This is a genomic window from Streptomyces drozdowiczii, from assembly GCF_026167665.1.
In the GTDB taxonomy this organism is placed as follows: Bacteria; Actinomycetota; Actinomycetes; order Streptomycetales; family Streptomycetaceae; genus Streptomyces; species Streptomyces drozdowiczii_A.
In genome coordinates this window covers 3,970,324-3,995,476 of sequence record NZ_CP098740.1, presented here as the reverse complement: position 1 = coordinate 3,995,476, position 25,153 = coordinate 3,970,324, and the positions used below count along the sequence as shown (strand labels likewise).

26 protein-coding genes and 2 pseudogenes are annotated in these 25,153 nt (G+C 72.5%); 11 read left to right on the top strand and 17 right to left on the bottom strand.

Annotated elements, in window-relative coordinates:
- Window positions 1-9 precede the first annotated feature (9 nt).
- Window positions 10-423: pseudogene (locus NEH16_RS18220) on the bottom strand (ATP-binding protein); the annotation flags it as partial.
- Window positions 424-556: 133 nt separating this feature from the next.
- Here NEH16_RS18220 and NEH16_RS18215 point away from each other — a divergent pair.
- The 3 genes from NEH16_RS18215 to NEH16_RS18205 all read left to right on the top strand — a co-directional run bounded on the left by NEH16_RS18215 (window position 557) and on the right by NEH16_RS18205 (window position 1,882).
- A complete protein-coding gene (locus NEH16_RS18215; protein WP_265543678.1) occupies window positions 557-1,423 on the top strand; it encodes a helix-turn-helix domain-containing protein in 867 nt (288 codons plus the stop codon).
- Window positions 1,420-1,665 carry a DUF397 domain-containing protein gene (locus tag NEH16_RS18210; RefSeq protein ID WP_265543676.1) on the top strand — a complete coding sequence of 82 codons (246 nt, stop codon included), beginning with the start codon at window positions 1,420-1,422 and terminating at the stop codon, window positions 1,663-1,665. Before NEH16_RS18215 ends, NEH16_RS18210 begins: the two co-directional genes overlap by 4 nt.
- Before the next feature lie 70 nt (window positions 1,666-1,735).
- Complete coding sequence (locus NEH16_RS18205; protein ID WP_265543674.1) at window positions 1,736-1,882, top strand: prevent-host-death family protein; 147 nt, start codon at window positions 1,736-1,738, stop codon at window positions 1,880-1,882.
- A 29-nt stretch (window positions 1,883-1,911) separates the two neighbouring features.
- On the opposite strand, the gene NEH16_RS18200 is transcribed toward NEH16_RS18205, so the two are convergent.
- Window positions 1,912-2,535 (bottom strand): DUF4333 domain-containing protein, encoded by a 624-nt coding sequence (locus tag NEH16_RS18200; RefSeq protein WP_265547245.1) that lies wholly within the window; start codon window positions 2,533-2,535, stop codon window positions 1,912-1,914.
- A gap of 195 nt (window positions 2,536-2,730) precedes the next feature.
- Here NEH16_RS18200 and NEH16_RS18195 point away from each other — a divergent pair, with 195 nt between their 5' ends.
- Window positions 2,731-3,456, top strand: a complete 726-nt coding sequence (locus NEH16_RS18195; protein ID WP_265543672.1) for a class I SAM-dependent methyltransferase — start codon at window positions 2,731-2,733, stop codon at window positions 3,454-3,456.
- A gap of 32 nt (window positions 3,457-3,488) precedes the next feature.
- Window positions 3,489-4,967, top strand: a complete 1,479-nt coding sequence (locus NEH16_RS18190; protein ID WP_265543670.1) for a hypothetical protein — start codon at window positions 3,489-3,491, stop codon at window positions 4,965-4,967.
- A 38-nt stretch (window positions 4,968-5,005) separates the two neighbouring features.
- Here NEH16_RS18190 and NEH16_RS18185 read toward each other — a convergent pair whose 3' ends face one another.
- On the bottom strand, window positions 5,006-5,836 hold the full coding sequence (locus NEH16_RS18185) for an LLM class F420-dependent oxidoreductase (RefSeq protein ID WP_265543668.1): 831 nt from the start codon (window positions 5,834-5,836) through the stop codon (window positions 5,006-5,008).
- Window positions 5,837-5,979: 143 nt separating this feature from the next.
- Here NEH16_RS18185 and NEH16_RS18180 point away from each other — a divergent pair, with 143 nt between their 5' ends.
- Entirely contained in the window at window positions 5,980-6,711 is a 732-nt protein-coding gene (locus NEH16_RS18180) for a siderophore-interacting protein (RefSeq protein ID WP_265543666.1), read from the top strand.
- On the opposite strand, the gene NEH16_RS18175 is transcribed toward NEH16_RS18180, so the two are convergent.
- The 4 genes from NEH16_RS18175 to NEH16_RS18160 form a co-directional block, all read right to left on the bottom strand.
- Window positions 6,693-7,973 (bottom strand): MFS transporter, encoded by a 1,281-nt coding sequence (locus NEH16_RS18175; RefSeq protein WP_265543665.1) that lies wholly within the window; start codon window positions 7,971-7,973, stop codon window positions 6,693-6,695. The two genes, NEH16_RS18180 and NEH16_RS18175, sit on opposite strands and share 19 nt — an antisense overlap.
- Window positions 7,974-8,165: 192 nt before the next feature.
- Window positions 8,166-8,942, bottom strand: coding sequence for an ABC transporter permease (locus NEH16_RS18170; RefSeq protein WP_073968712.1), 777 nt, complete (start codon window positions 8,940-8,942; stop codon window positions 8,166-8,168).
- Window positions 8,939-9,973 carry an ATP-binding cassette domain-containing protein gene (locus NEH16_RS18165; protein ID WP_265543663.1) on the bottom strand — a complete coding sequence of 345 codons (1,035 nt, stop codon included), beginning with the start codon at window positions 9,971-9,973 and terminating at the stop codon, window positions 8,939-8,941. Before NEH16_RS18165 ends, NEH16_RS18170 begins: the two co-directional genes overlap by 4 nt.
- A gap of 40 nt (window positions 9,974-10,013) precedes the next feature.
- Window positions 10,014-10,682 carry a DUF4097 family beta strand repeat-containing protein gene (locus NEH16_RS18160; protein WP_265543661.1) on the bottom strand — a complete coding sequence of 223 codons (669 nt, stop codon included), beginning with the start codon at window positions 10,680-10,682 and terminating at the stop codon, window positions 10,014-10,016.
- Between the two features lie 262 nt (window positions 10,683-10,944).
- Here NEH16_RS18160 and NEH16_RS18155 point away from each other — a divergent pair.
- Window positions 10,945-11,666, top strand: a pseudogene (locus NEH16_RS18155) (helix-turn-helix domain-containing protein).
- 7 nt (window positions 11,667-11,673) lie between these two features.
- On the opposite strand, the gene NEH16_RS18150 reads toward NEH16_RS18155, so the two are convergent.
- The gene (locus NEH16_RS18150; RefSeq protein ID WP_265543659.1) at window positions 11,674-13,587 is read right to left on the bottom strand and encodes an AMP-dependent synthetase/ligase; all 1,914 of its coding nucleotides are present in this window, start codon (window positions 13,585-13,587) and stop codon (window positions 11,674-11,676) included.
- 484 nt (window positions 13,588-14,071) lie between these two features.
- The gene (locus tag NEH16_RS18145; protein WP_265543657.1) at window positions 14,072-15,349 is read right to left on the bottom strand and encodes an acetyl-CoA C-acetyltransferase; all 1,278 of its coding nucleotides are present in this window, start codon (window positions 15,347-15,349) and stop codon (window positions 14,072-14,074) included.
- Between the two features lie 76 nt (window positions 15,350-15,425).
- On the opposite strand from NEH16_RS18145, the gene NEH16_RS18140 reads away from it, so the two are divergent.
- Both NEH16_RS18140 and NEH16_RS18135 read left to right on the top strand, forming a co-directional pair.
- The gene (locus NEH16_RS18140; protein WP_265543655.1) at window positions 15,426-16,745 is read left to right on the top strand and encodes a 3-oxoacyl-ACP reductase; all 1,320 of its coding nucleotides are present in this window, start codon (window positions 15,426-15,428) and stop codon (window positions 16,743-16,745) included.
- Window positions 16,746-16,749: 4 nt separating this feature from the next.
- Window positions 16,750-17,562 (top strand): MaoC family dehydratase, encoded by an 813-nt coding sequence (locus NEH16_RS18135; RefSeq protein ID WP_265543652.1) that lies wholly within the window; start codon window positions 16,750-16,752, stop codon window positions 17,560-17,562.
- On the opposite strand, the gene NEH16_RS18130 is transcribed toward NEH16_RS18135, so the two are convergent.
- Complete coding sequence (locus NEH16_RS18130; RefSeq protein ID WP_265547243.1) at window positions 17,552-18,172, bottom strand: TetR/AcrR family transcriptional regulator; 621 nt, start codon at window positions 18,170-18,172, stop codon at window positions 17,552-17,554. The two genes, NEH16_RS18135 and NEH16_RS18130, sit on opposite strands and share 11 nt — an antisense overlap.
- A 95-nt stretch (window positions 18,173-18,267) precedes the next feature.
- The gene (locus tag NEH16_RS18125; protein ID WP_265543651.1) at window positions 18,268-18,666 is read right to left on the bottom strand and encodes a MerR family transcriptional regulator; all 399 of its coding nucleotides are present in this window, start codon (window positions 18,664-18,666) and stop codon (window positions 18,268-18,270) included.
- A gap of 28 nt (window positions 18,667-18,694) precedes the next feature.
- On the opposite strand from NEH16_RS18125, the gene NEH16_RS18120 reads away from it, so the two are divergent.
- On the top strand, window positions 18,695-19,423 hold the full coding sequence (locus NEH16_RS18120) for a methyltransferase domain-containing protein (protein WP_265543650.1): 729 nt from the start codon (window positions 18,695-18,697) through the stop codon (window positions 19,421-19,423).
- Between the two features lie 60 nt (window positions 19,424-19,483).
- Here NEH16_RS18120 and NEH16_RS18115 read toward each other — a convergent pair whose 3' ends face one another.
- The 5 genes from NEH16_RS18115 to NEH16_RS18095 all read right to left on the bottom strand — a co-directional run bounded on the left by NEH16_RS18115 (window position 19,484) and on the right by NEH16_RS18095 (window position 24,105).
- Complete coding sequence (locus NEH16_RS18115; RefSeq protein ID WP_265543648.1) at window positions 19,484-20,830, bottom strand: dicarboxylate/amino acid:cation symporter; 1,347 nt, start codon at window positions 20,828-20,830, stop codon at window positions 19,484-19,486.
- 410 nt (window positions 20,831-21,240) lie between these two features.
- Window positions 21,241-21,495: a DUF4229 domain-containing protein gene (locus tag NEH16_RS18110; RefSeq protein ID WP_265543646.1), complete on the bottom strand. Its 255-nt coding sequence runs from the start codon at window positions 21,493-21,495 to the stop codon at window positions 21,241-21,243.
- A gap of 132 nt (window positions 21,496-21,627) precedes the next feature.
- Window positions 21,628-22,152, bottom strand: a complete 525-nt coding sequence (locus NEH16_RS18105; protein WP_199879186.1) for a GNAT family N-acetyltransferase — start codon at window positions 22,150-22,152, stop codon at window positions 21,628-21,630.
- Between the two features lie 123 nt (window positions 22,153-22,275).
- Entirely contained in the window at window positions 22,276-23,439 is a 1,164-nt protein-coding gene (gene mqnE, locus NEH16_RS18100) for an aminofutalosine synthase MqnE (RefSeq protein WP_073968724.1), read from the bottom strand.
- A gap of 210 nt (window positions 23,440-23,649) precedes the next feature.
- Window positions 23,650-24,105 carry an Lrp/AsnC family transcriptional regulator gene (locus NEH16_RS18095; protein WP_199879187.1) on the bottom strand — a complete coding sequence of 152 codons (456 nt, stop codon included), beginning with the start codon at window positions 24,103-24,105 and terminating at the stop codon, window positions 23,650-23,652.
- Between the two features lie 132 nt (window positions 24,106-24,237).
- On the opposite strand from NEH16_RS18095, the gene NEH16_RS18090 reads away from it, so the two are divergent.
- On the top strand, window positions 24,238-24,375 hold the full coding sequence (locus tag NEH16_RS18090; RefSeq protein WP_199879188.1) for a hypothetical protein: 138 nt from the start codon (window positions 24,238-24,240) through the stop codon (window positions 24,373-24,375).
- A gap of 26 nt (window positions 24,376-24,401) precedes the next feature.
- Here NEH16_RS18090 and NEH16_RS18085 read toward each other — a convergent pair whose 3' ends face one another.
- Window positions 24,402-25,067 (bottom strand): UbiX family flavin prenyltransferase, encoded by a 666-nt coding sequence (locus NEH16_RS18085; RefSeq protein ID WP_265543643.1) that lies wholly within the window; start codon window positions 25,065-25,067, stop codon window positions 24,402-24,404.
- Between the last annotated feature and the right edge of the window lie 86 nt (window positions 25,068-25,153).

Here is a 25,153-nt window from a genome sequence, read left to right as displayed (position 1 = left end):
GGCCTCACCGCCCGGGGCCACCCGCGCCCACACGGTCTTGCCGACGATGCGCTCCGCGACGCCCCACTCCGCCGCCAGCGCCTCGACCAGGCGCAGCCCGTTCCCGCTCTCGGCGTCCGGTCCGCCCGCGCACAGTTCCGGGCGCCGCTCGCCGCGTGCGTCCGAGACCTCGATGCGGAATCCGTCCGTCTCGGGGGTTACGCGCAGCTCGAAGTCCCGGCCGGTGACGTGGCCGTGCAGCACGGCGTTGGCGGCCAGCTCGGCCACGACCACCGCCACGTCGTCGGACAGCCGGCTCCCGTACGCCACGCCCCAGGCGTCGAGTTGCTGCACGGCGAGTCGGCGGGCGAGGCGCGCGCCTCGGCGGGTGGCGCTGAAGCGCTGGACGAAGTCGGTACCCGCAAGAGTGATTTCGGCGTTCATGTGACCCAGCGTGTCCGTCTCCTTCTACGCTGACCAGGAGTGACCACACGACTCCAACGAGCTGTACGGGCCTGCCCGACCGGCTGTACGGGGCGTCGGCCGTGACCGGACGAGCGAAGGCGGTACGGGGCAGATGACGAACACGCAACGTGAGGAACGGCCGGAGCGCCCGGCCGAATCGGACGGCACCGCGCACCTGTTCAGGGCGCTGGGCCGCCAGCTGAAGTTCCTGCGCGAACGCGCGGGAATGAACCAGCGGGAGCTTGCTTCGCTGGTCCATTGCGGCGAGGACCTGGTCTCCGCGATCGAACGGGGGGTGCGGACCCCGCAGGTGGACTTCCTGGCCTCAGCGGACAGGGCCCTGGACACGGGGGGATTCCTGTCGGTAGCGGCGGAGGAGGTGCGGGAGGCGCTGGCGCGGGCGCGGACGCGGCACCCGGGATGGTTCCGGGACTACGCGCGCATGGAAGCGGAGGCTGTCGCCCTCCACAACTACAGCAACCAGGCAGTGCCCGGGCTGCTCCAGACCGAGGGGTACGCGCGAGCGCTGTTCGCTCGGCGGCGTCCGCTGTTGGACGAGGAGACGATCGAGAAGCGCGTCACCGACCGCTTGGCGCGCCAGCGCATCTTCGAGCAGTGGCCCCTGCCAACGTTCAGCTTCGTGCTCGAAGAGGTCGTGCTACAGCGGCCGATCGGTGGCCCCGCTGTGCACGCCGACCAGCTGAAGAAGCTCCTGCACGTCGGCGGCATGCGCAACGTGGAGCTTCAGGTGCTGCCCACCGCGACCGAGGAACATCCGAACCTGGACGGGGCGTTCACCCTGCTGACGCCGAAAGGCCGCAAGGAAGTCGCTTACACCGAAGTGCAGGGGCACGCACGCCTCATCACCGACCCCGACGAAGTCCGCGTGGTGAGCGAACGCCATGGGATTATGCGGGCACAGGCACTCACCCCGAGGGAGTCCCTGACCTTGATCGAAAAAATGTGGAGAGACCGATGAGCACTGAGCGACTGCACTGGTTCAAGAGCAGCTACAGCGGCGGCGAGGGCGGCAACTGCATCGAGGTCGCCTACGACTGGCGCAAGTCCAGCTACAGCGGCGGCGAGGGCGGCGAGTGCATCGAGGTCGCGACCTGCGCGTCCGCGATCCACGTCCGCGACTCGAAGAACATCCCCGGCCCCCACTTCGACGTGGCGCCCACGGCCTGGTCCGCGTTCGTCACGTACGCGCGCCAGGGCTGAAAAGCCGGACGGCGAGCCCCACCCGGGCGCTCGCCGTCCGCCCGGCCCCTCGGGCCGGCACACTTCGCGCATGAGCGACGACCAGCAGGAACGTACCGATCCGGAGGAGGCCCGGGCTCTCGCCGACTACCGGGCCCGCAGGGCCTCCGCGGTCGACCTCACCGAACCGGTTCCCCACGACGAGGTACGCGCCCGGCTCGGCCTGGAACGGCGCTGACGCGCCGGGCGCCCGCCCGGCCCCGCCCCTCAGCCGCCCGGCGTCTCCTCCACCTTGAAGTCCATGTTGGCCTTGGAGCCGACAACCGACTTCGCGGTGACCGTCACTCCGTACTGCTTCCCGCTGTCGGCCAGTTGGCAGCGCACCGTGGCGCCCACCTTGGCGGGCAGGTCCTCCGGGCAGGAGAAGGAGTCGGGCTGCTTGCCCAACTGGGCGGAGAGGACGGCCTTGCCCTGGCGGGCGACCTCGGCCTTGTCCACGGAGCCGGAGGCGCTGTCCGCGCCCGCCGAGTCGGACGGCTGGGCGGAATCGCTGGGCTGGGGGTCGGCGGAGGCGCCACTGCCGGCGCCGGTGTTGCCGTCCCCCTTGAAGTCCATGTTCACCTTCTTGCCGTCGACGGACTTCACGGTCGCCGTCATACCGAGCTTCTTGCCGCTGTCGGTGATCGTGCAGCGCACCGACTCACCGACCTCCCCCTTGAGGTCGTCCTCACAGGTCACGTCCTCGGGAGCGCGCCCGGCCTGCTTCTCCATAGCGGCGGAGACCTGCTTGGCGACCTCCTCCTTCTTGACGACCAGGTCGCCGCCGAAGCTGAACGAGCAGCCCGAGACGAAGAACAGGGCCAGCGTCCCGGCGGCCGCTCCGGCCACCATCCGACTCCGTACGGACTGCTGCCTCATGGGGTCCCCCTAGCCTCGATGTACACGCCAACGACTGGCCTGCCAAGCTACCACCGGGGTCCGAACAGCCGACCGGGTCAGCAGGCGTCCAGGCGCTCCGCCGTCTCCGAGGGGTGGAGGCCGTAACCCACTCGTCCCCGGGCCCCGCCCCGCCTAACGTTCTCCGGCATGGCCGACGACTGCTTCGCCCACCCGCTCCTCGCCGCGCTCTACGACCCGCTCGACCCGGACCGCAGCGACCTCGACGCGTATGTGCGGATGGCGGAGGAGTTCGGCGCGCAGCGCGTCCTCGACATCGGCTGCGGGACCGGGGTCTTCGCCCTGCTCCTCGCGGATCGCGGGCAGGAGGTCGTCGGGGTCGATCCCGCGCGGGCGTCTCTCGATGTCGCCCGGGGCAAGCCGGGCGCCGAGCGGGTGCGGTGGATCTGCGGGGACGCCACGCGGTTGCGGCCGTTGCGCGTCGACCTCGCGACGATGACCGCGAACGTCGCCCAGGCCATCGTGGACCCCGGGGACTGGCAGGCCACCCTCCGGGGCGCCCACGCGGCGCTGCGGCCCGGCGGGCGGCTGGTGTTCGAGACGCGGGTGCCGGCGCGACGGGCCTGGGAGGAGTGGACCCGGGAGGAGTCCCGCGACGTGACCGAGGTGCCCGGGACCGGTGCCGTCGAGACCTGGGTCGACGTGACCGAGGTGGCCGGGCCCCTGGTGACCTTCCGCTGGACCTACCGGTTCGCGGCGGACGGCCAGGTGCTGACCTCGGACTCGACGCTGCGCTTCCGTGAACGGGCGGAGATCGAGGCGGACTTGACGGCCGAAGGCTACGTCGTGGAGGACGTCCGCGAGGCCCCGGACCGGCCGGGGCGGGAGTACGTCTTCGTGGCGCGACGGGACTGATCCGGGCCAGGGGCCCGTGGCATCATCCCGGCGTGACTCCCGACGACATCGCACGGTCCGCCACGCCCGCCGAGCACCGGCTCGCCGGCCTCGCGCTCAATCCGGCCGCCCCCGACGACATCCTGCTGCGGCTGCTCGCGGGCGAGTCGGCGGCCGTACGGATGGTGCTGTGCCGGGACCGGGCGCTGTCCGATGCCGTGGTGGATGCGGTGGTCGCCCACCCGGACACGTACACCCGGAGCTTCCTCGCCCGCAGCCCGCACGCCGGACCCGAGCAGCGGGCCCGGCTGGTGGACGACCCCGAGTGGTTCGTGCGGGCGCATCTGGCCGACGGGCCCAAGCCGGACGAGGACGGTTGCCCGGCACGGCCGCTGCCCGACCGGGCCGTGGTGCGGATCATCGAGACGTACGACGACGAACTGATCGGCATCGGGCTGCTGCGGCAAATGTCCTCGGAGTTCCGGCGCGGCACGGCGACCCATCCCGTGGCCAAGGTCCGGCAGAAGTGGGGCGGCGTGCACTGGGACGTGCTGGCGCCCTGGGCGCGGGCCGCCCTGCTGGCCGACCCGGACCCGGGCGTCAGGGAGGCGGCGGCCCGCAGCCACGGGCTCCACGAGCGCCGCCGGGACCCGGACGCGGTGCGGGAGGACCTTCCCGACCGCCGCTGCATCGCGCGCACGACCCTGCTGATGTACGGCGCCCTCGCCCCGGACGTCGTGGCAGCCGCCCTGGAGACGGACGGCGCATGGGCGGTGGCGGGCAACACCAGCACACCGGCCGAGTACGTCGCCGTCCTCGCCGGGCACGCCGACCCGAAGGTACGGATACGCGTCGCCGAGCGTCCCGACCTCGCCCCCGCCCTGCGCCGCGCCCTCGCGGTGGACCCCGATCCGGGCGTACGCCTGGCCCTCTCCGTCCACCCGGCGCTGACCGAGGCGGAACGCGCCGCGATCGACTACGAGGTGCCCGAGCACGAGGACTGCGGACACTGCTGGCTTCCGGACGCGGACCCGGATCCCGAGCGGCTGCGCCGGGACGCGCGGTCCGGGCACCCCTGTCTGCGGCGGCGGGCGGCCCGGGACCCCGGACTCCCGGCCGACCTGGTGGCGGAGCTGGCGGACGACCCGGACCTCGGCGTCCGCGTGCTGCTGAGCCAGAACCACCCGGACGCCCCGGCCGCGCTGTTGCTCCGCAGCTTCCTGGAGTACACCGGACCCCACCGGTGGCACCTCACCCGCCGACCCGCCTTCCCCTGTACGGGGCTCGCCCGCTTCGCGGACGACGAGGACCCGGCCGTCCGCCGCCTCGCCCCGCTCGACCCCCGGCTCGCCCCGGAGACGGCGGACCGGCTGACCCGCGACCCCGACCCGCTGGTCCGCGCCGACGCGGCCCGGCACCCCCGGCTTCCCCTGACCCGGCTCACCGCGCTGCTCGACGACACCGAACTCGCCCCGCAGGCAGCCGCGAACCCGTCCCTGCCGCTCGCCACGATGAACGCGCTGGTGCCGTAACCGCAGGGCCCCAACAGCGGGGCCGGGCAGCCGGGGACCTACAGGTACGCCGCGTACGCGTCCAGCGTCCGCAGCACCTCCGGCTCCTCGGCCGGGGGCAGTTGGAGGACGACCTCCTCGATGCCCAGGTCCGCGAAGCGGGTCAGTTTGCCGGGGGACGGGAGGACCGCGTACGGGACGACGTGGAGGTCCTTCGGGTCGCGGCCGGCCGCATCCCAGGCGGTGCGGAGGCGGGGCAGGGACTCCGTGAGGCCGCTGCCGCCGATGGGGAGCCAGCCGTCGGCCGACTCCGCGATGTGGTCGAACAGCCTGGGGCCCGCCGCGCCGCCGACCAGGGTGCGGGGGCCCTGCGGGCGGTGCGGTTTGGGGTGGGCCTCGCTGGCGCGTACGGAGCCGAACTCGCCCTCGTACGCCGTGGGTTCCGCAGCCCACAGCGCCCGCATCAGCGCAAGGCGCTCGCGGCCGAGGCGGCGGCGGGTGGACCACTCGACACCGTGGTCGGCGGCCTCCTCGACGTTCCAGCCGTAGCCGAGGCCGAGGGTGAAGCGGCCGGCGGAGAGGTGGTCCAGGGTGGCGATCTGCTTGGCGAGGTCGATGGGGTCGTGCTGGGCGATCAGGGTGATGCCCGTACCCAGGGCCAGCCGCTCGGTCACCGCCGCGGCCTGGGCGAGCGCGACGAAGGGGTCCAGGGTGCGTCCGTACTCGCGGGGCAGCTCGCCGCCCGCCGGGTAGGGGGTGTCCCTGCTCACCGGGATGTGGGTGTGCTCGGGCAGGTAGAGCCCGGCGAAACCGCGCTGTTCGAGCTGGTGCGCCAGCCGCACCGGGGTGATCGTCTCGTCGGTGAGGAAGATCGTGGTGGCGATCCGCATACGAAGGCACCTCCGTCGTTGTCCCGTGACGTTCCCAACGTATGCGGTCGGCGGGCGTGAAGTGACGCCTCCGGCCTCCCCACACGCCACGCACTTAGGTTAGGCTCGCCTAAATTATCTTACGAGGGCAGGGGAGCGGGACCATGGGGCACGGCTGGGAGGGCGTCGTCCTCAAGCTCATGCGGGGGCGCGACTTCACCTTCACCGTCACCGCGGCCGAGGAGCCCGCCGACGGCTTCCGGCGCGTCGCGGTCACCGACGGCGGGCTCCTCGCCGCGACCGGCGGGGCGCACCCCACGATGTGGGTCAGGCTCTGGTTCGACCGCTCCGGCAAACCGCACCAGCGCGCGTACACCCTGGTCGACCCCGACCCGCAAGCCGGCACGTTCACGCTGGAGTTCGCGCTGCACGCGGGCCCGGCCACCGACTGGGCTCTCGCCGCCCGCCCCGGTGACACGATCGACGCCACCCTCCAGGGCACCGGATTCTCGCTGCCCGACCCGGCGCCCTCGCGGCTCGTCGTGATCGGCGATCCGGCGTCCCTGCCCGCGATCAACTCCCTGCTGGACGCGCTGCCGGGCACCCCCGCGACCCTCTGGTACGAGGACGCGCCCGGCACGGCCGGCACCCCGCCGCTGCGCCTCGACCCCGACCGCCACACGCTCCACCGGGTCGCCCGCCACGGCCGGGGCGCGGCGCTCATCGACGCGGTGAGGTCCGGGCTGCCGGGCGTGCTCGGCGAGGACGCCTCGGGCGCGTACGTCTGGATCGCCTGTGACACGGCGACGACCAGGGCCCTGTCGGCGTACGTACGCAGGGACCTGGCCGTTCCCAAGGAGCGGGTACACGCCCTGGGTTACTGGCGGGCGGGCTGAGCCACCGGCCCGGGCGCCTCCATCTGGGCCAACCGGCCCTCGCAGCACCGCCGTTGCCACACCGCGAGACCCGCCACCGCGACCCCCAGCGCCAGCCAGCCCGCCGGGCCCGCGGCCATGACCACGCCCGTGAGCAGCGGTGGGCCCGCCGACTTCTGGATGGACTGGGACATGCCGGCCACGCCCAGGTAGGCGGCGCGCTCGTCCGGCGGGGCGAGCAGGACGGCCAGTTCCCAGGAGCTGACCGAGCGCATCAGCTCGGCCATCGTGACCAGGACCGCCGCCGCGAGCAGGACCCCGGCCGCCGTCCAGGTGCCGCAAGCGGTGGACGCGGCCAGCAGCGCGCAGGTGACGAAGAGCAGGACGCCGTACAGCAGCACCGCCCGCACCGCCTTGCGCGGGCCCTCCGCCCTGCGAGAGACGGCGAGTTGGAGCAGGACGACCAGCACGGTGTTGATGACCAGGAAGGCCGGGACGAGGGCGTGCGGGGCGGAGGTGCGGGTGACGAGCCAGAGCGGGAGGCCGACGCCGAGCACCGAGTCGTCCAGGTTCATCGGGATGTCGAGGAGCACGAAGCGCAGGTAACCCCGGTCCCGCCAGGGGCCCTTGGTGCGGGGGCGGGGCGCCTCGGCGGGCTTCGGCCCGACCGCCCGGCCGCCCGGCTCCCCCGTACGCCACACCAGCGCGGCGGCGACGAGGAAGGAGAGCGCGTTGCCGAGGATCAGCGCGCGGTAGGCGTCCTCCGTGCCGGCCGCCAGGCCGATCGCGGCGAGGCCGGCGCCCAGCCCGTAGCCGGCGTTGGCGGCGCTGCGGGACAACGCCTGGTAGGCGGCCCGGCGTTCGCCCGCCGCGCGGGTGGCGAACAGCATCTCCAGGGTCTTCGCCGCCCGGTCCCCCAGGTAGGTCACGGCGACCACGACGAGCAGCGCCTCGAACCGCGTACAGAGCAGCACCAGCGTGAGCGTCACGAGGCGCAGCAGGTGGCAGCCGATCAGCAGCGGGCGCACCGGGAAGCGGGTCGCGAGGCGCCCGGCGAGGGGTGAGCCCGCGATGCCCGCGACGCCCGCCGTGCCGAGGAGGACGCCGATCTGCTGGGCGCTGAGATGGGTGACGAAGGTGAGGTAGAGGACCGAGGAGGCCGCCCACAGGCCGGTGCCGGTGCGGTCGACGGCCAGGGCGCGCAGCATGATCCGGGCGTCCCTGCCGCCCGGCGGGTTCCGCAACTGGGCCAGCAGCCCCGCCTGTTCTCGGACCCGCCCCACGCCGTACCCCCATGTATCTCGACATCAAGAGACCTACCGACCCGCGGAAGCCTGCCCGGATATTCTCTTGATGTCAAGATGCTTGATGTCGACAGAAGTGTGTGGCCGCATACGAAGAGGGCGGCGCACAGCCGACGTCGTGTCGGTGTGCGCCGCCCTGAGACGGTGCCGGCGGTGTCCGCCGGCCACGCCCTACTTCGGTTCGCGGTCGAACTGCGACCGGGACCAGTAGTAGCCAAGGACCGCGAGGCCCACGCACCATCCGACCGCGATCCAGCCGCTGTTGCCGATCTCCGTACCGAGCAGCAGTCCGCGCAGGGTCTCGATCGCCGGGGTGAAGGGCTGGTACTCGGCGATCGGCTGGAACCAGCCGGGCATCGAGTCCAGCGGGACGAACGCGCTGGAGATCAGCGGCAGCAGGATCAGCGGGGTGGCGTTGTTGCTGGCCGCCTCCGCGTTGGGGCTGCCCAGGCCCATGCCCACGGCGATCCAGGTGAAGGCCAGGGTGAAGAGGGCGAGCAGTCCGAGCGCGCCGAGCCATTCCAGAACGGTGGCGTCGGTGGAACGGAAGCCCATGGCCACCCCGACCGCCCCGACGAAGACCACGCTCATCAGCGTCCGCAGGAGGCTGCCCACCACATGGCCGAAGAGGATCGAGCCCCGGTGGATGGCCATGGTGCGGAAGCGGGCGATGATGCCCTCGTTCATGTCCATGGAGACCGAGACGGCGGTGCCGACGGTGGTCGAGCCGATCGTCATGAGCAGGATGCCGGGCACGATGTACGCGATGTACGCGTCGCGGCCCGCGCCGCCGCTCATGGTGTCGCCGAAGATGTAGACGAAGAGCAGGAGCAGCATCACCGGGGTGAGCAGGAGGTTGAGGGTGAGCGAGGGGTAGCGCCTGGCGTGCAGGAGGTTGCGGCGGAGCATCGTGGACGAGTCGCGCACGGCGAGGGAGAAGGTGCTCATCGGACGGACTCCTTGTTCTGGGCGGGGACGGCGGCGTGGGTGCGGGCTGCGGTGCCGGTGCCGGATTCGGCCTCGGTGTCGGTCTTGGTGTCGGTGTCGGTGTCGGTCTCGGTCAGGGCGAAGAAGACGTCGTCCAGGTCCGGGGTGTGCACGGTGAGTTCGTCGGCCTCGATCCCGGCGGCGTCCAGCCGGTCGAGGATGGAGCGCAGGATGCTCTGCGTACCGTCGCTGGGGAGTTGCAGGGCCAGCGCGGCGTCGTCGCGGACGGCGTCGCCGCCGAGGTGGGCCGCCGCGTCCCGGTAGGCCGCCGGGTCGCTGAACCGCAGCCGGACGTGCCCGCCGGGAACGATCCGCTTCAGCTCCTCGGCGCTGCCCTCGGCCACCAGCTTCCCGTTGTGCAGGACGGCGATGCGGTCGGCGAGTTCGTCGGCCTCTTCGAGGTACTGGGTGGTGAGGAAGACGGTCACCCCGTCGCCGACCAGGCCGCGGATCATCTGCCACATGCCGTGCCGGCTGCGCGGGTCGAGCCCGGTGGTCGGCTCGTCCAGGAAGATCACGCGCGGGTTCCCGACGAGGGTCATCGCGATGTCGAGGCGGCGCTTCATGCCGCCGGAGTAGGTGGAGGCGGGCTTCTTCGCCGCCTCCGTGAGGTCGAAGCGCTCCAGGAGTTCGGCGGTGACCCGCCGCCCCTCGGCCTTGGACAGGTGGTGCAGGTCCGCCATCAGGAGCAGGTTCTCCTCGCCGGTGATCAGCCCGTCGACGGCGGAGAACTGCCCGGTGACGCCGATGGCGGCGCGTACCGCCTGGGCGTCGGTGGCCAGGTCGTGGCCCCCGACGCTGATCGCGCCGGACCCTTCGCCGGGTGGGATGAGGGTGGAGAGGATCTTGACGGCGGTCGTCTTGCCGGCGCCGTTCGGGCCGAGCAGCGCGAACACCGTTCCGGCCGGGATGCTGAAGTCGATCCCGTCGAGCACGGTCTTCTCGCCGTACGCCTTGCGCAGTCCGTTCGCCGCGATGGCCGGGTTCGTCATGGGTGTGGCTCCTTCTGCTGTACGGGGTGGGGGGAGGTGATCAGAGGCTGCGGGCGGTGATGTCGCCCTTGGTGGTGGTCGCGTGGATGGTCAGGACCGGCGCGCCGTCGTTCACGAGGGCGTTGTCGATGCGGCCGAGGACGGTGCCGGCGTCGAGCACGGCCGGGACACCGCGCGCCGCGACGACGGTGATGTCGCCGAGCTGGGTGCTGAGGGTCAGCTCGCCGCGGGTGGCCTCGTCCACGGTCACGTCGCCGCGCTGGGTGCTCAGCTCGCCGGGGCCGGTGAGGCGGCGGACGACGACGGAACCGTCGTGCGCGGCGATCCGGGCGCTCGCGGCCTCGTCCACCTTGACGGAGCGGTGGCCGCCCTCGAGGACGACGTCCCCGAGGCGTCCGACGCCCCGGAACTCCGCGGCACCGGCCTTCGCCTCGACGTGGGAGCCGGCGGGCAGCTGGACGGTGATCTCGACGGACCCGGAGTCACCGAGGAGCCGGTTGCGCCCCTCCTTGGCGGCCCGGATGTCGAGGACGCCGTCGGTGTACGCGACCTCGACGCGCTCGGCGGCCTTGGCGTCGCGGCTCTTGGAGGGGTCGGCGGGCAGGACCTCGACCACGGTGTCGGCGCGGTCGGCGGCGATGAAGCGGATGAGGCCGGCGGCGATGTCGACGCGGGCGGTGACGGCGGCGGGGGTGTCGAACTTCGGCATGGTGCGCTCCTTCTGGGGCGGTGCGAACCGGGGTGGCTCGCGCTTTCCGATGAGAGAAACGCTACGTTGCATTCACGAACCCGGCAACACACTTGTTGCGTCAAATCCGCGTAACAGCAGGCCAGAACAGAGAAGTTGGAGCAATGAGCTAAGGGGTAACGCAACAACCGCCTTCCGATTCGTTGCAATGGACTGCCAGCGAACGCTATAGTCGGCGCACCGGCCACCGCACGGCCGCACCCGCGCCACGAAGGAGTACGCGATGCCGGGAGGCAGGCTCACCCAGCAGGAACGCCGCCAGATCGCCCGGGGCCTGGCCGACGGCCTGGCCTACGCCGAGATCGCGAGGCAGCTGGACCGCCCCACCTCGACCATCACCCGCGAGGTGACGCGCAACGGCGGCCCCACCGGCTACCGCGCCGACGCCGCCCACCGCACCGCCGAGCAGCGCGCCCACCGCCGCAAGAAGCCCGCCCCCGCGACGCGCGCCCGGACCCGCAGCCCTACGGCCGGGACGCCGAGGCGGTACGCGCGTACGAGGAGATGTTCACGACGGCCATGACGGCCTCGGGCGCACCCGTGATGATGTCGAGGGTCCTCGCGGCCCTGACCCTCAGCGACACCGGCAGCCTGACCGCCGGCGAACTCGCCGCGCACCTGAAGGTCAGCCCGGCCTCCGTGTCCAAGGCGGTCGCGTTCCTGGAGACCCAGAGCATGGTCCGCCGGGAGCGCGAGGGCCGCCGCGAACGCTATGTCGTCGACAACGAGCTGATGCACGAGTCGATGATGGCGAGCGCCCACTCCACGGCCCAGCTCGCCGAGACCGCCCGCAAGGGCGTCCCCGTCCTGGGCGCGGACACGGCGGCGGGCACCCGCCTGGAGAACATGGCCCGCTACCTGGACTTCGTCTCCGAATCAATAGCCCGAGCCGCCGAACAGGCCCGCGCCATCCTCCACACGAAGGCCCCGGACCCGGAGCCCTGACGGGGCCTCACTTCCGGTACAACCCCTCGATCTCCCCCGCGAAGTCCCGCGCGATCGCGTCCCGTTTCAGCTTCAGCGACGGCGTCAGGTGGCCGGCTTCCTCCGTGAAGTCGACCGGGAGCACCGTGAACTTGCGGATCGACTCCGCGCGGGAGACCAGGCGGTTGGCCTCGTCCACCGCGCGCTGGAGCGTGGTGCGCAGGTCCTCGTCGTGGACGAGGTCGCGCATCGGGACGTCCTGCTTCTTGCGCATCCGGCACCAGTGCGCGAGCCCGTCCGCCTCCAGCGTGATCAGGGCCGTGATGAAGGAGCGGTTGTCGCCGACGACCATGCACTGGCTGACCAGCGGGTGGGCGCGCAGCCAGTCCTCCAGCGGGGCCGGGGTGACGTTCTTGCCGCCCGACGTGATGATGATGTCCTTCTTGCGGCCGGTGATCGTGAGGTAGCCGTCCTCGTCGAGCGCGCCCAGGTCGCCGGTGGCGAACCAGCCGCCGTCCAGTACGGGCACGGGCACCCCGCGCTCCGCGTCCCAGTAGCCCTGGAACACCTGGCCGCCGCTGAGCAGCACCTCCCCGTCGTCGGCTATGCGTACGGCGGTGCCGGGCATCGGCCAACCCACCGTGCCCAGGCGGGGCTTGAGCGGCGGGGTGACCGTGGCGGCGGCGGTCGTCTCGGTCAGGCCGTAGCCCTCGAAGATCTCGATGCCGGCGCCCGCGTAGAACGCCGCGAGCCGCCGCCCCAGCGGGGAGCCGCCGCAGATCGCGTACCGGACGTGTCCGCCGAGCGCCGCCCGGATGCGGCGGTAGACCAGCGGGTCGTACAGCGCCCGCGCGGCGCGCAGCCCGAGGCCGGGCCCCGGGCCCGTGCCGTGTTCGGCGGCCTCGACGGCCTGGCCGTACCGCTGGGCGATCCGGGCGGCCCGGTCGAAGGAGGAGGCGCGGCCCATCTTCTCGGCGGTGGCCCGGCCCGTGTTGTAGACCTTCTCCAGGACGTACGGGATCGCCAGCAGGAACGACGGCTTGAAGCCGGCCAGGTCGGCGAGCAGGTCCTCCGTTTGGATCGACGGCGCGTGGCCGAGGCGGACCCGGGCGCGCAGGCAGCCGATCGCGACCATCCGGCCGAAGACGTGCGACAGCGGCAGGAACAGCAGGGTCGAGGCGGGGTACTTGCTCACCGACTTGAAGACCGGGTGCAGCAGCTCGATCGCGTTGTCGACCTCGGCGAAGAAGTTGCCGTGGGTCAGCACGCACCCCTTCGGGCGGCCCGTGGTCCCGGAGGTGTAGATCAGGGTCGCCGGGGTCTCCGGCTCCAGGGTCGCGCGGCGCTGGGCGACGGCGTCGTCCGGCAGGTCCTGCCCGAGCTTCTTCAGCCGGCCGAGCGCGCCGGTGTCGAACTGCCAGAGGTGGGCGAGCCCGGGGAGCTGCTTGCGTTCCTGGCTGACGATCCGGCCCTGGTCGGCCGTCTCGACCGCGCAGGCCACGGCCCCGGAGTCCTGGAGGATCCAGCGGGCCTGGAAGGCGGACGAGGTCGGGTAGATGGGCACGGTGACCAGGCCGGCCGCCCACCCCGCGAAGTCGAGCAGCGTCCACTCGTACGTCGTACGCGCCATGATCGCGATCCGGTCGCCGGCCCGCAGCCCCTCAGCGATCAGGCCCTTGGCGACGGCCAGCACCTCGGCGGCGAACTCGGCCGCCGACACGTCCTGCCAGCTCCCGTCCGGCTGCTTCCGGCTGAGCACGGCGTCGGCGGGCGCCTCACGCGCGTTGTCGAACGGGATCTCGGCGAGCGACCCGCGCCGGACGGGCGGCGCGAACGCCGGTACGGAGACCTGCCGGACGGCCCCGCGCGCGTCCCGCTCGAGCGTCGGCTCGACCAGGGCGGGAACGGCGGATGCGGGGGAAGAAGCGGGTGGCGTGGACACGAGCGGCTCCTCGGCAAGGGGGACGGGCGGGTTCACTGCTGTACGTACGGGGGCGGCGGACGCCGCCGGAAGGACGGGCCACCCCGCGTGGGGCGCGGTGGACACCGGCCGGAGAACGGGCCTCGCCCGCGCGTGGCGCCACGGACACCGCCCGGAGAACGGGCCTCCCCGCGCGGAGCGCCACGGGCACCGCCCCAAGGACGGGCCTCCCCGAGTGGGGCGCCACGGACACCGGCCGGAGAACGGGCCTCCCCGCGCGGAGCGCCACGGGCACCGCCCCAAGGACGGGCCTCCCCGAGTGGGGCGCTACGGACACCGGCCGGAGAACGGGCCTCCCCGCGCGGGGCGCCACGGGCACCGCCCGGAGAACGGGCCTCTCCCGCCCGGACGCGGCGGACACCGCCCGGAGGACAGGCCCCTCCCGCCCGGACGCGGCGGACACCGCACGGAGGACAGGCCCCTCCCGCGCGGCCCGCCGCGCCCCTCACGCGCGTTCGAGGATCGCCGTGACGCCCTGGCCGCCCGCCGCGCAGATCGAGATCAGGCCGCGGCCCGGGGCGTTCCGTTCCGCGAGGAGCCCCGCGAGGGTGGCGACGATGCGGGCGCCCGTCGCGGCGAAGGGGTGGCCGGTGGCGAGCGAGGAGCCGGCCACGTTCAGCCGGGACCGGTCGACGGGTGCGAGCCCCCGCTTCTCCCAGGCCGCCAGCGTGGCCAGCACCTGGGAGGCGAACGCCTCGTGGATCTCGAAGAGGTCGAAGTCCTCGATGCCGAGCCCGGCCCGCTCCAGCAGCCGCGGCACGGCGTACGCGGGCGCCATCAGCAGCCCTTCCTCGCCGTTCACGTAGTCCACCGCGGCGGTCTCGTACAGCGAGAGGTACGCCTGCGGTTCCAGGCCGTGCGCCTCGGCCCACTCCTCGCTCGCCAGGAGCACGGTCGCGGCGCCGTCGGTGAGCGGCGTCGAGTTGCCGGCGGTCATCGTCGCGTCGGGGTGGTCCGTGCCGAACACGGGCTTCAGCGTGGCGAGTTTCTCGACCGTGGAGCCGGGGCGCAGGTTCTGGTCGCGCTCGAGGCCCTGGTACGGGACGACGAGGTCGTCCAGGAAGCCCCGTTCGTACGCGGCGGCGAGCCGCTGGTGGCTGGTGGCGGCCAGCAGGTCCTGCTCGGCGCGGCCGATGTCCCACTGCCGGGCGGTGAGCGCCGCGTGGTCGCCCATCGAGAGGCCGGTGCGGGGTTCGGCGTTGCGCGGGATGTCCGGGACGAGGTGCCGGGGCCGTACGCCCGTGAGGGCCTTCGCGCGGGCCCCCGCCGACTTCGCGCGCCGGACGGAGAGCAGCAGCCGGCGCAGTTCGTCGTTGACGCCGAGCGGGGCGTCGCTGGTGGTGTCCGTGCCGCCCGCGATCGCGGAGTCGATCGCCCCGAGCATGATCTTGTTCGCGGCGGCGATCACCGCCTGGAGGCCCGTGCCGCACGCCTGCTGGACGTCGTACGCGGGGGTGCGCGGGTCGAGCCGCGAGCCGAGCACCGTCTCCCGGGCCAGGTTGAAGTCGCGGCTGTGCTTGAGGACCGCGCCCGCAGCGAACTCGCCGACGCGCTCGCCCTGGAGCCCGAACCGCTCGACCAGGCCGTCGAGCGCGGCGGTCAGCATCTGCTGGTTGGAGACCTGCGCGTAGGGCCCGTCGGACCGGGCAAACGGGATGCGGCTGCCGCCGATGACCGCGACCCGGCGGGGCTGCGGGAGTGCGAGGGGAATCAACTCGACCAACTCATCTCGACCAGCTCCTGACTCTTGAGTAACCTTACTCCGGAGTAAATCTACGACCGAGCAGGGAGTCTGGACAATGGCCGACCGCTATCTGCACCTGACCGGCACGGCACCCGGCAAGTTCCTCACCCGGAAGCTCGGTCTCCCGCAGCCCGCCCGGCTGCGCCGCTGGAGCCCGGAGACGCCGACGCTCACCGGCCCCGCCCTCCACCTCACCGCCGGGGAGTCCGCGATCACCGAGGAGCTGGCCGCGGTCCTCACCGCCACCGGCCTGGAGGTCGTCGCCCGCGCGGACCGGCCCGCCGCGCTCGTGCTGGACGCCACCGCCGTGGACACCGCCGCTGGGCTGACCGCCGTGCACGCGGCCCTCCACCCGGTCGTCCGCTCACTGGCCCCCGGCGGCCGGGTCGTCGTCCTCGGGGTGCGGCCCTCACCGGAGGACCACCACCAGGCCGCCGCCCAGCAGGCCCTGGAGGGCTTCACGCGCTCGCTCGGCAAGGAGATCGGCAAGGGCGCCACCGTGCAGCTGGTCCGGATCGCCCCCGGAGCCGTCGCCTCCGCCGAGTCCACCCTGCGCTTCCTGCTCTCGCCCCGGTCCGCGTACGTCAGCGGCCAGGTCATCGAGGTCAACGACGCCGCCCCCGACGAGGTCGCCGACTGGGCCGCCCCGCTGGCCGGCCGGACCGCCCTGGTCACCGGCGCCGCCCGGGGCATCGGGGCCTCCGTCGCCTCGGTCCTGGCCCGCGACGGGGCCCGGGTCGTCTGCCTGGACGTGCCCCAGGCCCAGGAGGACCTGGTCCGCACCGCCGATCGGCTCGGCGCCACCGCGCTCCCCCTCGACATCACCGCCGAGGACGCCGCCGAACGCATCGCCGCCGCCATCCCGGACGGGCTCGACGTCCTCGTCCACAACGCCGGCATCACCCGCGACCGGCGGCTCGCCAACATGGCCGCGGACCGCTGGGCCCAGGTCATCGACGTCAACCTGGACAGCGTCCTGCGCACCACCGACGCGCTGCTGAAGGCGGGCACGGTCAACCGGGGCGGCCGGATCGTCGCCACCGCCTCCATCGCGGGCATCGCCGGCAACAACGGCCAGACCAACTACGCGGCCAGCAAGGCCGGAATCATCGGCCTGGTCCGCTCGCTCGCCCCGCGCGCCGCCGCCGACCACGGCGTCACGGTCAACGCGGTCGCCCCCGGCTTCATCGAGACGAAGATGACCGCCGCCGTCCCGCTCTTCATCCGCGAGGCGGGCCGCCGGATGAACTCCCTTTCGCAGGGCGGCCTCCCGGTCGACGTCGCCGAGACCACCGCCTGGTTCGCCCAGCCCGCGTCCGCCGCCGTCAACGGCCAGGTCGTCCGGGTCTGCGGCCAGAGCCTGCTGGGAGCGTGACCCGATGAGCCTGGCCCTCTCGCTGGCCCGGGGCGCCGTCACCTCGCCCTTCAAGCGCGCCGGACGCCCCGGCGCCACCCTCCCCGCGGGCCGCCTCCGCCTGCCCGCCGCGCCCGCCGCACCGGGATCCCTGGCCGCGTACCGCGCGATCTGCGGCTTCCCGGCGACCGGGCCGCTGCCGGTGACGTACCCGCACGTCCTGGCGTTCCCGCTGGCCATGCGGCTGATGACCCGCCGCGACTTCCCGCTCCCGGTCACCGGCCTCGTCCACACCTGGATCGAGATCACCGCCCACCGCACCCTCCGGCCGGAGGATTCGCTCGAACTCACGGTGTACGCGGAGGAGTTGACCCCGCACCGGCGCGGCACCGAGGTCACCGTGGTGACCGAGGCGCGGCTCGCGGGCGAGCTGGTGTGGGAGTCCCGCAGCGGCTATCTGTCCCGGCACGCGACGCGTACGGAAGCGGCCCCCAAGGGAGAACCCGCTACGCCGCTCCCCGCCGTCACCGAGTGGCGGCTGCCCGGCAACCTCGGACGGCGGTACGCGGCGGCCTCCGGCGACCGCAACCCGATCCACCTCCACCCGCTGACCGCCCGCCTCTTCGGCTTCCCCCGGGCCATCGCGCACGGCATGTGGACCGTCGCCCGCTGCCTGGCCGAGATCCCCGACCCGGCCACCCTGCGCACCGTACGGGCCGACTTCCGCGCCCCGGTCCTGCTGCCCGGCACGGTCACGTACGCCACCGACGGAGCCGCCTTCGAACTGCGCGGCGGCGAGCACGGCGAGCGGCTGCACCTCACCGGCACTACGGGCTAGGGACCTGCCACGGGCGGCCGTTCATCAGGTTCTCCAGGCCCGCCCAGGAGAAGTTCATCAGCGTGGCCGCCGCCTCCCGGGCCGAGACGCCCGGGGTCTCGTTGGCCCAGCCGGCCAGCGCCTCCGCCGCGCCCACCAGGGCCTGCGCGAGGCCCGCCACGTCCCGGTCCGGGAGCGCCGGGTCGTGGTGCGCCTCGCGGGCGGCGGCGCCGATCAGACCGGTCACGAACGCGACGATCTCCTCGCGCATCACGTTGACCTCGGTGGCGAACGGCTCCCCGCGGGTCCGCGCCTGCCGGTACAGCACCGCCCAGCCGTCCGGGTTCTCCGCGGTGTGCGTGAAGAACGCCCGCAGCCCCTCCCAGAGTTGCCGGTCCGCCGGAAGCCCGGGCTCCACGCCCCCCTGCACGGCGGCCAGCAGCGCCTGCGCCTCGCGCCGGATGCACGCGGTGAACAGCTCGTCCTTCGAATTCAGGTACAGATAGACCAGGGGCTTCGACACCCCGGCCAGCTCGGCGATCTCGTCCATCGAGGCGGCCCGGTATCCCCGCTGCCCGAACGTCTGCACCGCGGCGTCCATCATCTGCCGCTCGCGCACCGCGCGCGGCATCCGCTTGTTCCGCACAGCACCCACGTCGACTCCCTCCCGCCCCCGCGCACTACTCCCTGGTAAGGGTACGCGGGCCGTCTCCGGCCGACGCGCGCTCAGCCGCCCGCCGCGATCACCGCCCGGTAGTGCGGGCAGCGGGTGATGTCCTCGTGGCCGCAGCTCAGGGCGCACTCGACCAGCTCCAGCGAGGCCCGCGCGGCGTCGATCACGGCGCGCAGCCGCTCCGCCTCCGCGCCCAGCACCGCCCGCCGCCGGTCCGGCTCGGACGCGGAGACCAGCAGCCGGATCGTGTCGAGCGCCAGCCCCGCCCGCTTGGCCCGGACGACCGTCGCCACCCGTTCCAGATCGCGCACCCCGTACCGGCGCCGCCCGGCCGCGTCCCGGGCCGGGTCCAGCAGCCCGACGGACTCCCAGTGGCGCAGGACATGCGCGGGGAGCCCGAACCGCGCGGCGGCGGCCCCGATGCCCAAGGGCGCACCCTCGCTTGACTTCATGCCGACATTAAGTCGCAGCCTGGCCCGCATGGACAACTCGCGCTCACCCCTCGCGGAACGCCTCCCCGGCGCGACGGAGCTGCGCCGCACCGGCTACGAGCTGCTGCGGACCGGCCCCGGCCGCACCGTCCTCGACGCCGGCTGCGGGACCGGTACGGCGGTGGCCGAACTGGCCGCGCTCGGCGCCCGGGTCACCGGAGTCGACCTCGACGGGGCGGCCCTCGCGGAGGCCCGCCGCCGGGTGCCGGGCGCGGACCTGCGCCGCGCGGACGCCCGCGCGCTGCCCTTCCCCGACGCCTCCCTGCACGGCTACCGCGCCGACAAGGTCCTGCACGCCCTGGACGAACCGGAGGCGGCGCTCCGCGAGGCCCGCCGTGTGCTGGCACCGGGCGGGCGGGCGGTGCTCGTCGGCCAGGACTGGGACACCTTCGTCATCGACTCCGACGACCCCGGGCTGACCCGGTGGCTGGTGCGCGCCCGCGCCGACGCGGTCGCCTCGCCCCGGGCCGCCCGCGCCCACCGGAGGCTCCTCGCGGACGCGGGGTTCGAGGAGATCACCTCTCAGGTGCGTACGGCCGAACTCACCGACCCCGTGTTCCTCCCGCTGCTCACCGGGCTCGCGGCGGCGCCCCGCACTCCGGACGCGCCGGACACCGCCCGGATCGAGGCGTGGGCCGACGAGCAGCGCGCCCGCGCCCGTACCGGGAGGCTCTACGCGGCGGTCCCGTTCTTCCTCGCGGCGGGCACGGCGCCCTGAGCACGCCGGAGGGCCCCTCCTCCGCACGGGAGAAGGGGCCCTCGGGGTGGAACCAGGTGATCAGGCGGCGACCGGAACGCGCTCCGGCTCCGTGTCGCGGATCTCCTCGTCCTCGTCCACCGGGGAGGCGGAGGCCGAGTTGTACGCGTCGTGGTCGAGGATCTTCTCGCGGGCGGAGACGATCACCGGGACGAGCGCCTGGCCGGCCACGTTGGTGGCGGTGCGCATCATGTCCAGGATCGGGTCGATGGCCATCAGCAGGCCGACGCCCTCCAGCGGGAGGCCCAGGGTCGACAGGGTCAGCGTCAGCATGACCGTGGCGCCGGTCAGACCGGCGGTGGCCGCCGAACCGATGACCGAGACGAACGCGATCAGGATGTAGTCACCGACACCCAGCTGCACGTCGAAGATCTGCGCGATGAAGATCGCGGCGAGCGCCGGGTAGATCGCGGCGCAGCCGTCCATCTTGGTGGTGGCGCCGAACGGGACGGAGAAGGAGGCGTACTCCTTCGGGACGCCCAGGCGCTCGGTGACCTTCTGGGTGACCGGCATGGTGCCGACCGAGGAGCGCGAGACGAACGCCAGCTGGATCGCGGGCCAGGCGCCCTTGAAGAACTGGAGCGGGCTCAGCTTGGCGACGGTGGCGAGCAGCACGGGGTAGACGACGAACAGCACCAGCGCGCAGCCGATGTAGACGTCGGCGGTGAACGTCGCGTACTTGCCGATCAGGTCCCAGCCGTAGTCGGCGATGGCGTAGCCGATGAGGCCGACGGTGCCGAGCGGGGCGAGGCGGATGACCCACCACAGGGCCTTCTGGAGGAGCTCCAGGGCGGCTTCGCTGAGGGAGAGGATCGGCTGCGCCTTCTCACCGAGCTTGAGGGCGGCGATACCGGCGACGGCGGCCATGAAGACGATCTGGAGGACGTTCAGCTCGGCGAACGGCGTGACGACGTTGTCCGGGATGATGCCGGTCAGGAAGTCGAGCCAGGAGCCGGCGTGCTCGGGGAGCTTGCCGTCCTTCGGGGTGAGGCCGGTGCCGGAGCCCGGGTTGGTGATCAGGCCGATCGCGAGGCCGATGGCCACGGCGATCAGCGAGGTGATCATGAACCAGAGCAGCGTGCGGGTCGCCAGCCGGGCGGCGTTGTTGACCTTGCGCAGGTTGGTGATCGACACCAGGATCGCGAAGAAGACGAGGGGCGCGACGGCCAGCTTCAGCAGCTGGACGAAGATGTGGCCGACCTTGTCGAGCGTGGTGTACAGCCAGTCGATGTCCTGGCTGCGGGCGAGCCAGCCGAGCAGGACGCCGAGGATCAGACCGGCGACGATCTGGGCCCAGAACGGGACCTTCGGTATGCGGAAGCCGGAGCCCGCGGGCTTCTCGGCGGTGGACGCGGGGTTCGCGGACACGGACACACTCCAGATGTGACGCATCGGGACGCACGGGGACGCTGTGCGGGGGACGGGGGTGCGGCGCCCGCGTCGGGGGCGGCGCCGCTGCATGGTGCCGGTATCAGACGTTGCGGCAACAGACCGCGGACATACAGCGGCAGAGGTCGACATGAAGGCGCTCCACGAGCGGGACGCTCGTGGCAGATCGCAGGCGCACATCAGTCTTCATGTCGAACACGTTAACACTTGAACTTTGAGAACCTCAAAGGTCTTCTTTGGTACGAGAGAGCGCTCCGCGCCTCGCCGGCCGCCGCCCCGGAATCCCCAACTCCGCCTGGAGACACGAAAAACCCCAGTACGGGAGCGACTGCTCCCGCGCTGGGGTTCGACGGAAAAAGGTGCGGGGTGTGACGAAGCTTACGTTCCCTTTACGAGGTCACGCCGTCCTCGCGCGTGCGGTTGGCCTCCAGGCGGGCCTTGGCGCGGTCCACCGAGGAGACGATCTGCTCGGACATCTCGTCGCGCTGCTTGCGCAGCAGGACGAAGCTGAGCGGCGCGGACAGCACCAGGGCGAGCAGGATGACCCAGACGATGTTGGACCCGCCGACCCCGGACGGCACCACTCCGAGGCGGACGGCGATGGCGGCGACGACGAAGCAGCCGACGAAGATGCTGAGACGCATCGCGGTGTACCGGATCGTTGCGCTCGGCTTGGCAGCGGACACAGCTGGCCTTCTCTCTACGTACGACAGTCCTGCCCGACCAGTGAAGCATGCCCCGCAATCGATCGATTCGCCGGGCCGCGCCCCGGGCGCTCAGCCCAGCGGCAGCAGCATGCAGATGTCGTCCCGGTCGTCGCCCTCGGCCACCCGGATCGCGCCGGGCACGCGCCCGACCTCCTTGTAGCCGCAGGCGGCGTAGAAGCGGTCGGCGCCGGTGCCGCCCCGGCAGGTGAGCCGGATCGCCTCGATGCCCTCGGTCGCGCGCGCCGCGTCCGCGACGACGGCCATCAGGTCGCGGCCGTACCCCTTGCCCTGGTGGCGGGGGTGGACCATCACGGTGTACGCCCACAGCCAGTGCCGCATCAGCCGGTGCGTGTTGAACGTCAGGAACGCGGTGGCGGCGACGCGCCCCTCCTCGTCGTAACCGACGACCAGCCGGGTGCGCCCCTCGGTCAGGGCCACCTGGTGCTTGAGCAGTTCCGGCCGGACGTCCTCCTCCGACACCGGGGGTACGAAGCCCACCGCGCCGCCCGCGTTGGAGACATCGGCCCAGAGCGTGACGATGCCGTCGCGCACCGGGCGGTCGAACGCCGGGTCCACCTCGAATGTAAGAGCCATAGACGCAGATTAACTATTACCGCCCGCAGGCTCAACCACCGTCCGGAACGCGAGAAAGCTCCGGCCGGGGACGGTGGCCGGAGCTTTCGTACGTGCAGCGTCGCGCGCGCGGCGCGCGCCGGGTCAGACCCGCATCGGCTGCGGCGACTCGCGCCGCTCCGCGTCCGGGCCCGGGTACTCGCGGATGATCTCGTACCGGGTGTTGCGCTCGACGGGCCGGAAGCCGGCGTCCCGGATCAGGTCGAGCAGGTCCTCGCGGGTCAGCTTGTTCGGCGTGCCGTAGTTGTCCGCGTCGTGCGTGATCTTGTACTCGACGACCGAGCCGTCCATGTCGTCCGCGCCGTGCTGGAGCGCGAGCTGCGCGGTCTGCACGCCGTGCATCACCCAGAACACCTTGACGTGCGGCACGTTGTCGAACAGCAGCCGGGAGACGGCGAAGGTCTTCAGCGCCTCGGCGCCGGTCGCCATCGTGGTCCGCGCCTGGAGCTTGTTGCGGACCTTGCCGTCCTTCATGTCCACGAAGTCGTGCTGGTAGCGCAGCGGGATGAAGACCTGGAAGCCGCCGGTCTCGTCCTGGAGCTCACGCAGCCGCAGGACGTGGTCGACGCGGTGCCGGGGCTCCTCGATGTGCCCGTACAGCATGGTCGCCGGCGTCTTCAGCCCCTTCTCGTGGGCGAGCCGGTGGATGCGCGACCAGTCCTCCCAGTGGGTGTTGTGGTCCACGATGTGCCGGCGGACCTCCCAGTCGAAGATCTCCGCGCCGCCGCCGGTCAGCGATTCGAGACCGGCCTCGATCAGCTCGTCCAGGATCTCCGACGCGGAGAGCTTGGAGATGGTCTCGAAGTGGTGGATCTCGGTGGCGGTGAACGCCTTGAGCGAGACCTGCGGCAGGGCTTCCTTCAGCGCGCTCAGCGAGCGCGGGTAGTAGCGCCACGGCAGGGAGGGGTGCAGCCCGTTGACGATGTGCAGCTCGGTGAGGTTCTCGCCCTCCATCGCCTTGGCGAGCTTCACCGCCTCCTCGATGCGCATGGTGTACGCGTCCTTCTCCCCCGGCTTGCGCTGGAAGGAGCAGTACGCGCACGAGGCCGTGCACACGTTGGTCATGTTGAGGTGGCGGTTGACGTTGAAGTGGACGACATCGCCGTTCTTGCGCGTCCGCACCTGGTGGGCCAGCCCGCCGAGCCAGGCCAGGTCGTCGGACTCGTAGAGCGCGATCCCGTCCTCACGGCTCAGCCGCTCACCGGCTTCGACCTTCTGCTCCAGCTCGCGCTTGAGTCCCGCGTCCACCAGTGCTCCTCAATTCCTCGCCGTACCGAACCCCGCCACCGTACGCCTAGCGCCGCGACCGGCAATGTTTGCCCCGCAAGGAGCGTCGTCCAGTGCGTGCGATCGCAAGGCGGCCAGAAGTCCTTGTAGCGGAGCTACCAGGGCTTTTGGCCAACGCGGCGAGCGTGCGTGCTGGGCGGCGCGACGGGGCAAAGCTTGCCGGGAGGGGCGCTAGCTCTCCTCGGGGAGGTCTCCGACCCGGTTCTCCCACTTGGTGGAGAGCACGATGGTGGTACGGGTGCGCGAGACGCCCTTGGTGGAGCTGAGGCGGCGGATCGTCTTCTCCAGGCCGTCCACGTCGCCCACCCGGACCTTGAGCATGTACGAGTCGTCACCCGCGATGAACCAGGCGTCCTCGATCTCCGCGAGGTCCTTCAGCCGGTGCGCCACGTCCTCGTGGTCCGCGGCGTCGGAGAGCGAGATGCCGATGAGGGCCGTCACGCCGAGACCGAGCGAGGCCGCGTTGACGGTGGCGCGGTAGCCCGTGATGACACCGGCGGATTCCAGCCGGTTGATGCGGTCGGTGACGCTGGGCCCGGAGAGCCCGACGAGCCGCCCCAGCTCGGCGTACGAGGCCCTGCCGTTCTCCCGGAGGGCCTGGATGAGCTGCCTGTCCACCGCGTCCATGTGACTGAAACCTTCCATTGTTCAGCAGTACCGCAAGTCTACGTGTAGAATCCAAGGCACACAGGCATTGACGCCTGCAAATCTTCTCGCACAACCAAAAATCGCTTACGAATCTTCAGGAGTGACGACACCGTGTACACGATCGAGATGGCCTACGCCCGCATGCGCGAGCTTCAGGACCTGGCCAACCGCTCGCGTGCCCACCACCCCGCCGCCGCCCTCCGGGTCGACCGCACCCGCGGCCCCCGGCGCGCGCCCAAGAAGCGCTGACCCTCCGGAAAGCCCGGATCACCCCGTCAGCCCGGGGAGCCGCCACCCAGCTCCCCCTCCCAACGGCGGTACAGCCGGTGCGGCACCCCCGCCGCGTCCAGCACCCGCCCCGCGACGAAGTCCACCAGATCCTGGATGTGCGTCGCACCCGCGTAGAAGCCCGGCGAGGCGGGCAGCACGACCGCGCCCGCCTCGTCCAGGGCCACCAGCTGCTTCAGCGTCTGCCCGCTCAACGGCGTCTCCCGGACCGCGACCACCAGCTTCCGCCGCTCCTTGAGCGTCACGCTCGCCGCCCGCTGCAACAGGTCCTTCGACAGCCCGAGCGCCACCCCCGCCACGCACGCCGTCGAGGCCGGGACGATCAGCATCCCCTTCGCCGGGTACGAACCCGAGGACGGACCCGCGGCCAGATCACCGGCCGCCCAGTGGCGTACGCCCGACAGATCCACGTCGAAGGTCTCCGGCTTGCCGTCCGCACCCCGCGCCAGCCAGGCCGCCAGGTCCTCGCGCCAGTGCGCGTCGCGGTAGGAGATCCCGGTCTCGTCCAGGATCGTCAGCCGCGAGGCCCGGCTCACGACCAGGTCCACGCTCTCGCCGGCCGCCAGCAGCCCGCGCAGCACCGCGGCGGCGAAAGGCGTGCCCGAAGCGCCGGAAACCCCGACAATCCAAGGCATTCGCTGCTGCTGACTCACTGAAGACCGGGAATCCACACCCCCGAGCCTATCCGGCGCACCGCACGCGGAACCGTCCGAGGGGCCCGGCACGTTCCGTCGGGTGA

Excerpts from the sequence above, each read along its gene's own strand:
- NEH16_RS18200 (WP_265547245.1), bottom strand. The coding sequence starts at position 2,535 with ATGGTGGCCGGAGCGGCCGCCGGGACGCTGGCCCTGTTCTTCGTCTCG.
- NEH16_RS18105 (WP_199879186.1), bottom strand. The coding sequence starts at position 22,152 with ATGGCTCTTACATTCGAGGTGGACCCGGCGTTCGACCGCCCGGTGCGC.
- NEH16_RS18185 (WP_265543668.1), bottom strand. The coding sequence starts at position 5,836 with ATGCGGATCGCCACCACGATCTTCCTCACCGACGAGACGATCACCCCG.
- NEH16_RS18125 (WP_265543651.1), bottom strand. The coding sequence starts at position 18,666 with ATGAAGTCAAGCGAGGGTGCGCCCTTGGGCATCGGGGCCGCCGCCGCG.
- NEH16_RS18160 (WP_265543661.1), bottom strand. The coding sequence starts at position 10,682 with ATGCCGAAGTTCGACACCCCCGCCGCCGTCACCGCCCGCGTCGACATC.
- NEH16_RS18165 (WP_265543663.1), bottom strand. The coding sequence starts at position 9,973 with ATGACGAACCCGGCCATCGCGGCGAACGGACTGCGCAAGGCGTACGGC.
- NEH16_RS18120 (WP_265543650.1), top strand. The coding sequence starts at position 18,695 with ATGGACAACTCGCGCTCACCCCTCGCGGAACGCCTCCCCGGCGCGACG.
- NEH16_RS18215 (WP_265543678.1), top strand. The coding sequence starts at position 557 with ATGACGAACACGCAACGTGAGGAACGGCCGGAGCGCCCGGCCGAATCG.
- NEH16_RS18140 (WP_265543655.1), top strand. The coding sequence starts at position 15,426 with ATGGCCGACCGCTATCTGCACCTGACCGGCACGGCACCCGGCAAGTTC.
- NEH16_RS18135 (WP_265543652.1), top strand. The coding sequence starts at position 16,750 with ATGAGCCTGGCCCTCTCGCTGGCCCGGGGCGCCGTCACCTCGCCCTTC.
- NEH16_RS18195 (WP_265543672.1), top strand. The coding sequence starts at position 2,731 with ATGGCCGACGACTGCTTCGCCCACCCGCTCCTCGCCGCGCTCTACGAC.
- NEH16_RS18180 (WP_265543666.1), top strand. The coding sequence starts at position 5,980 with ATGGGGCACGGCTGGGAGGGCGTCGTCCTCAAGCTCATGCGGGGGCGC.
- NEH16_RS18170 (WP_073968712.1), bottom strand. The coding sequence starts at position 8,942 with ATGAGCACCTTCTCCCTCGCCGTGCGCGACTCGTCCACGATGCTCCGC.
- NEH16_RS18130 (WP_265547243.1), bottom strand. The coding sequence starts at position 18,172 with ATGCCGCGCGCGGTGCGCGAGCGGCAGATGATGGACGCCGCGGTGCAG.
- NEH16_RS18110 (WP_265543646.1), bottom strand. The coding sequence starts at position 21,495 with ATGCGTCTCAGCATCTTCGTCGGCTGCTTCGTCGTCGCCGCCATCGCC.
- NEH16_RS18095 (WP_199879187.1), bottom strand. The coding sequence starts at position 24,105 with ATGGACGCGGTGGACAGGCAGCTCATCCAGGCCCTCCGGGAGAACGGC.
- NEH16_RS18210 (WP_265543676.1), top strand. The coding sequence starts at position 1,420 with ATGAGCACTGAGCGACTGCACTGGTTCAAGAGCAGCTACAGCGGCGGC.
- NEH16_RS18205 (WP_265543674.1), top strand. The coding sequence starts at position 1,736 with ATGAGCGACGACCAGCAGGAACGTACCGATCCGGAGGAGGCCCGGGCT.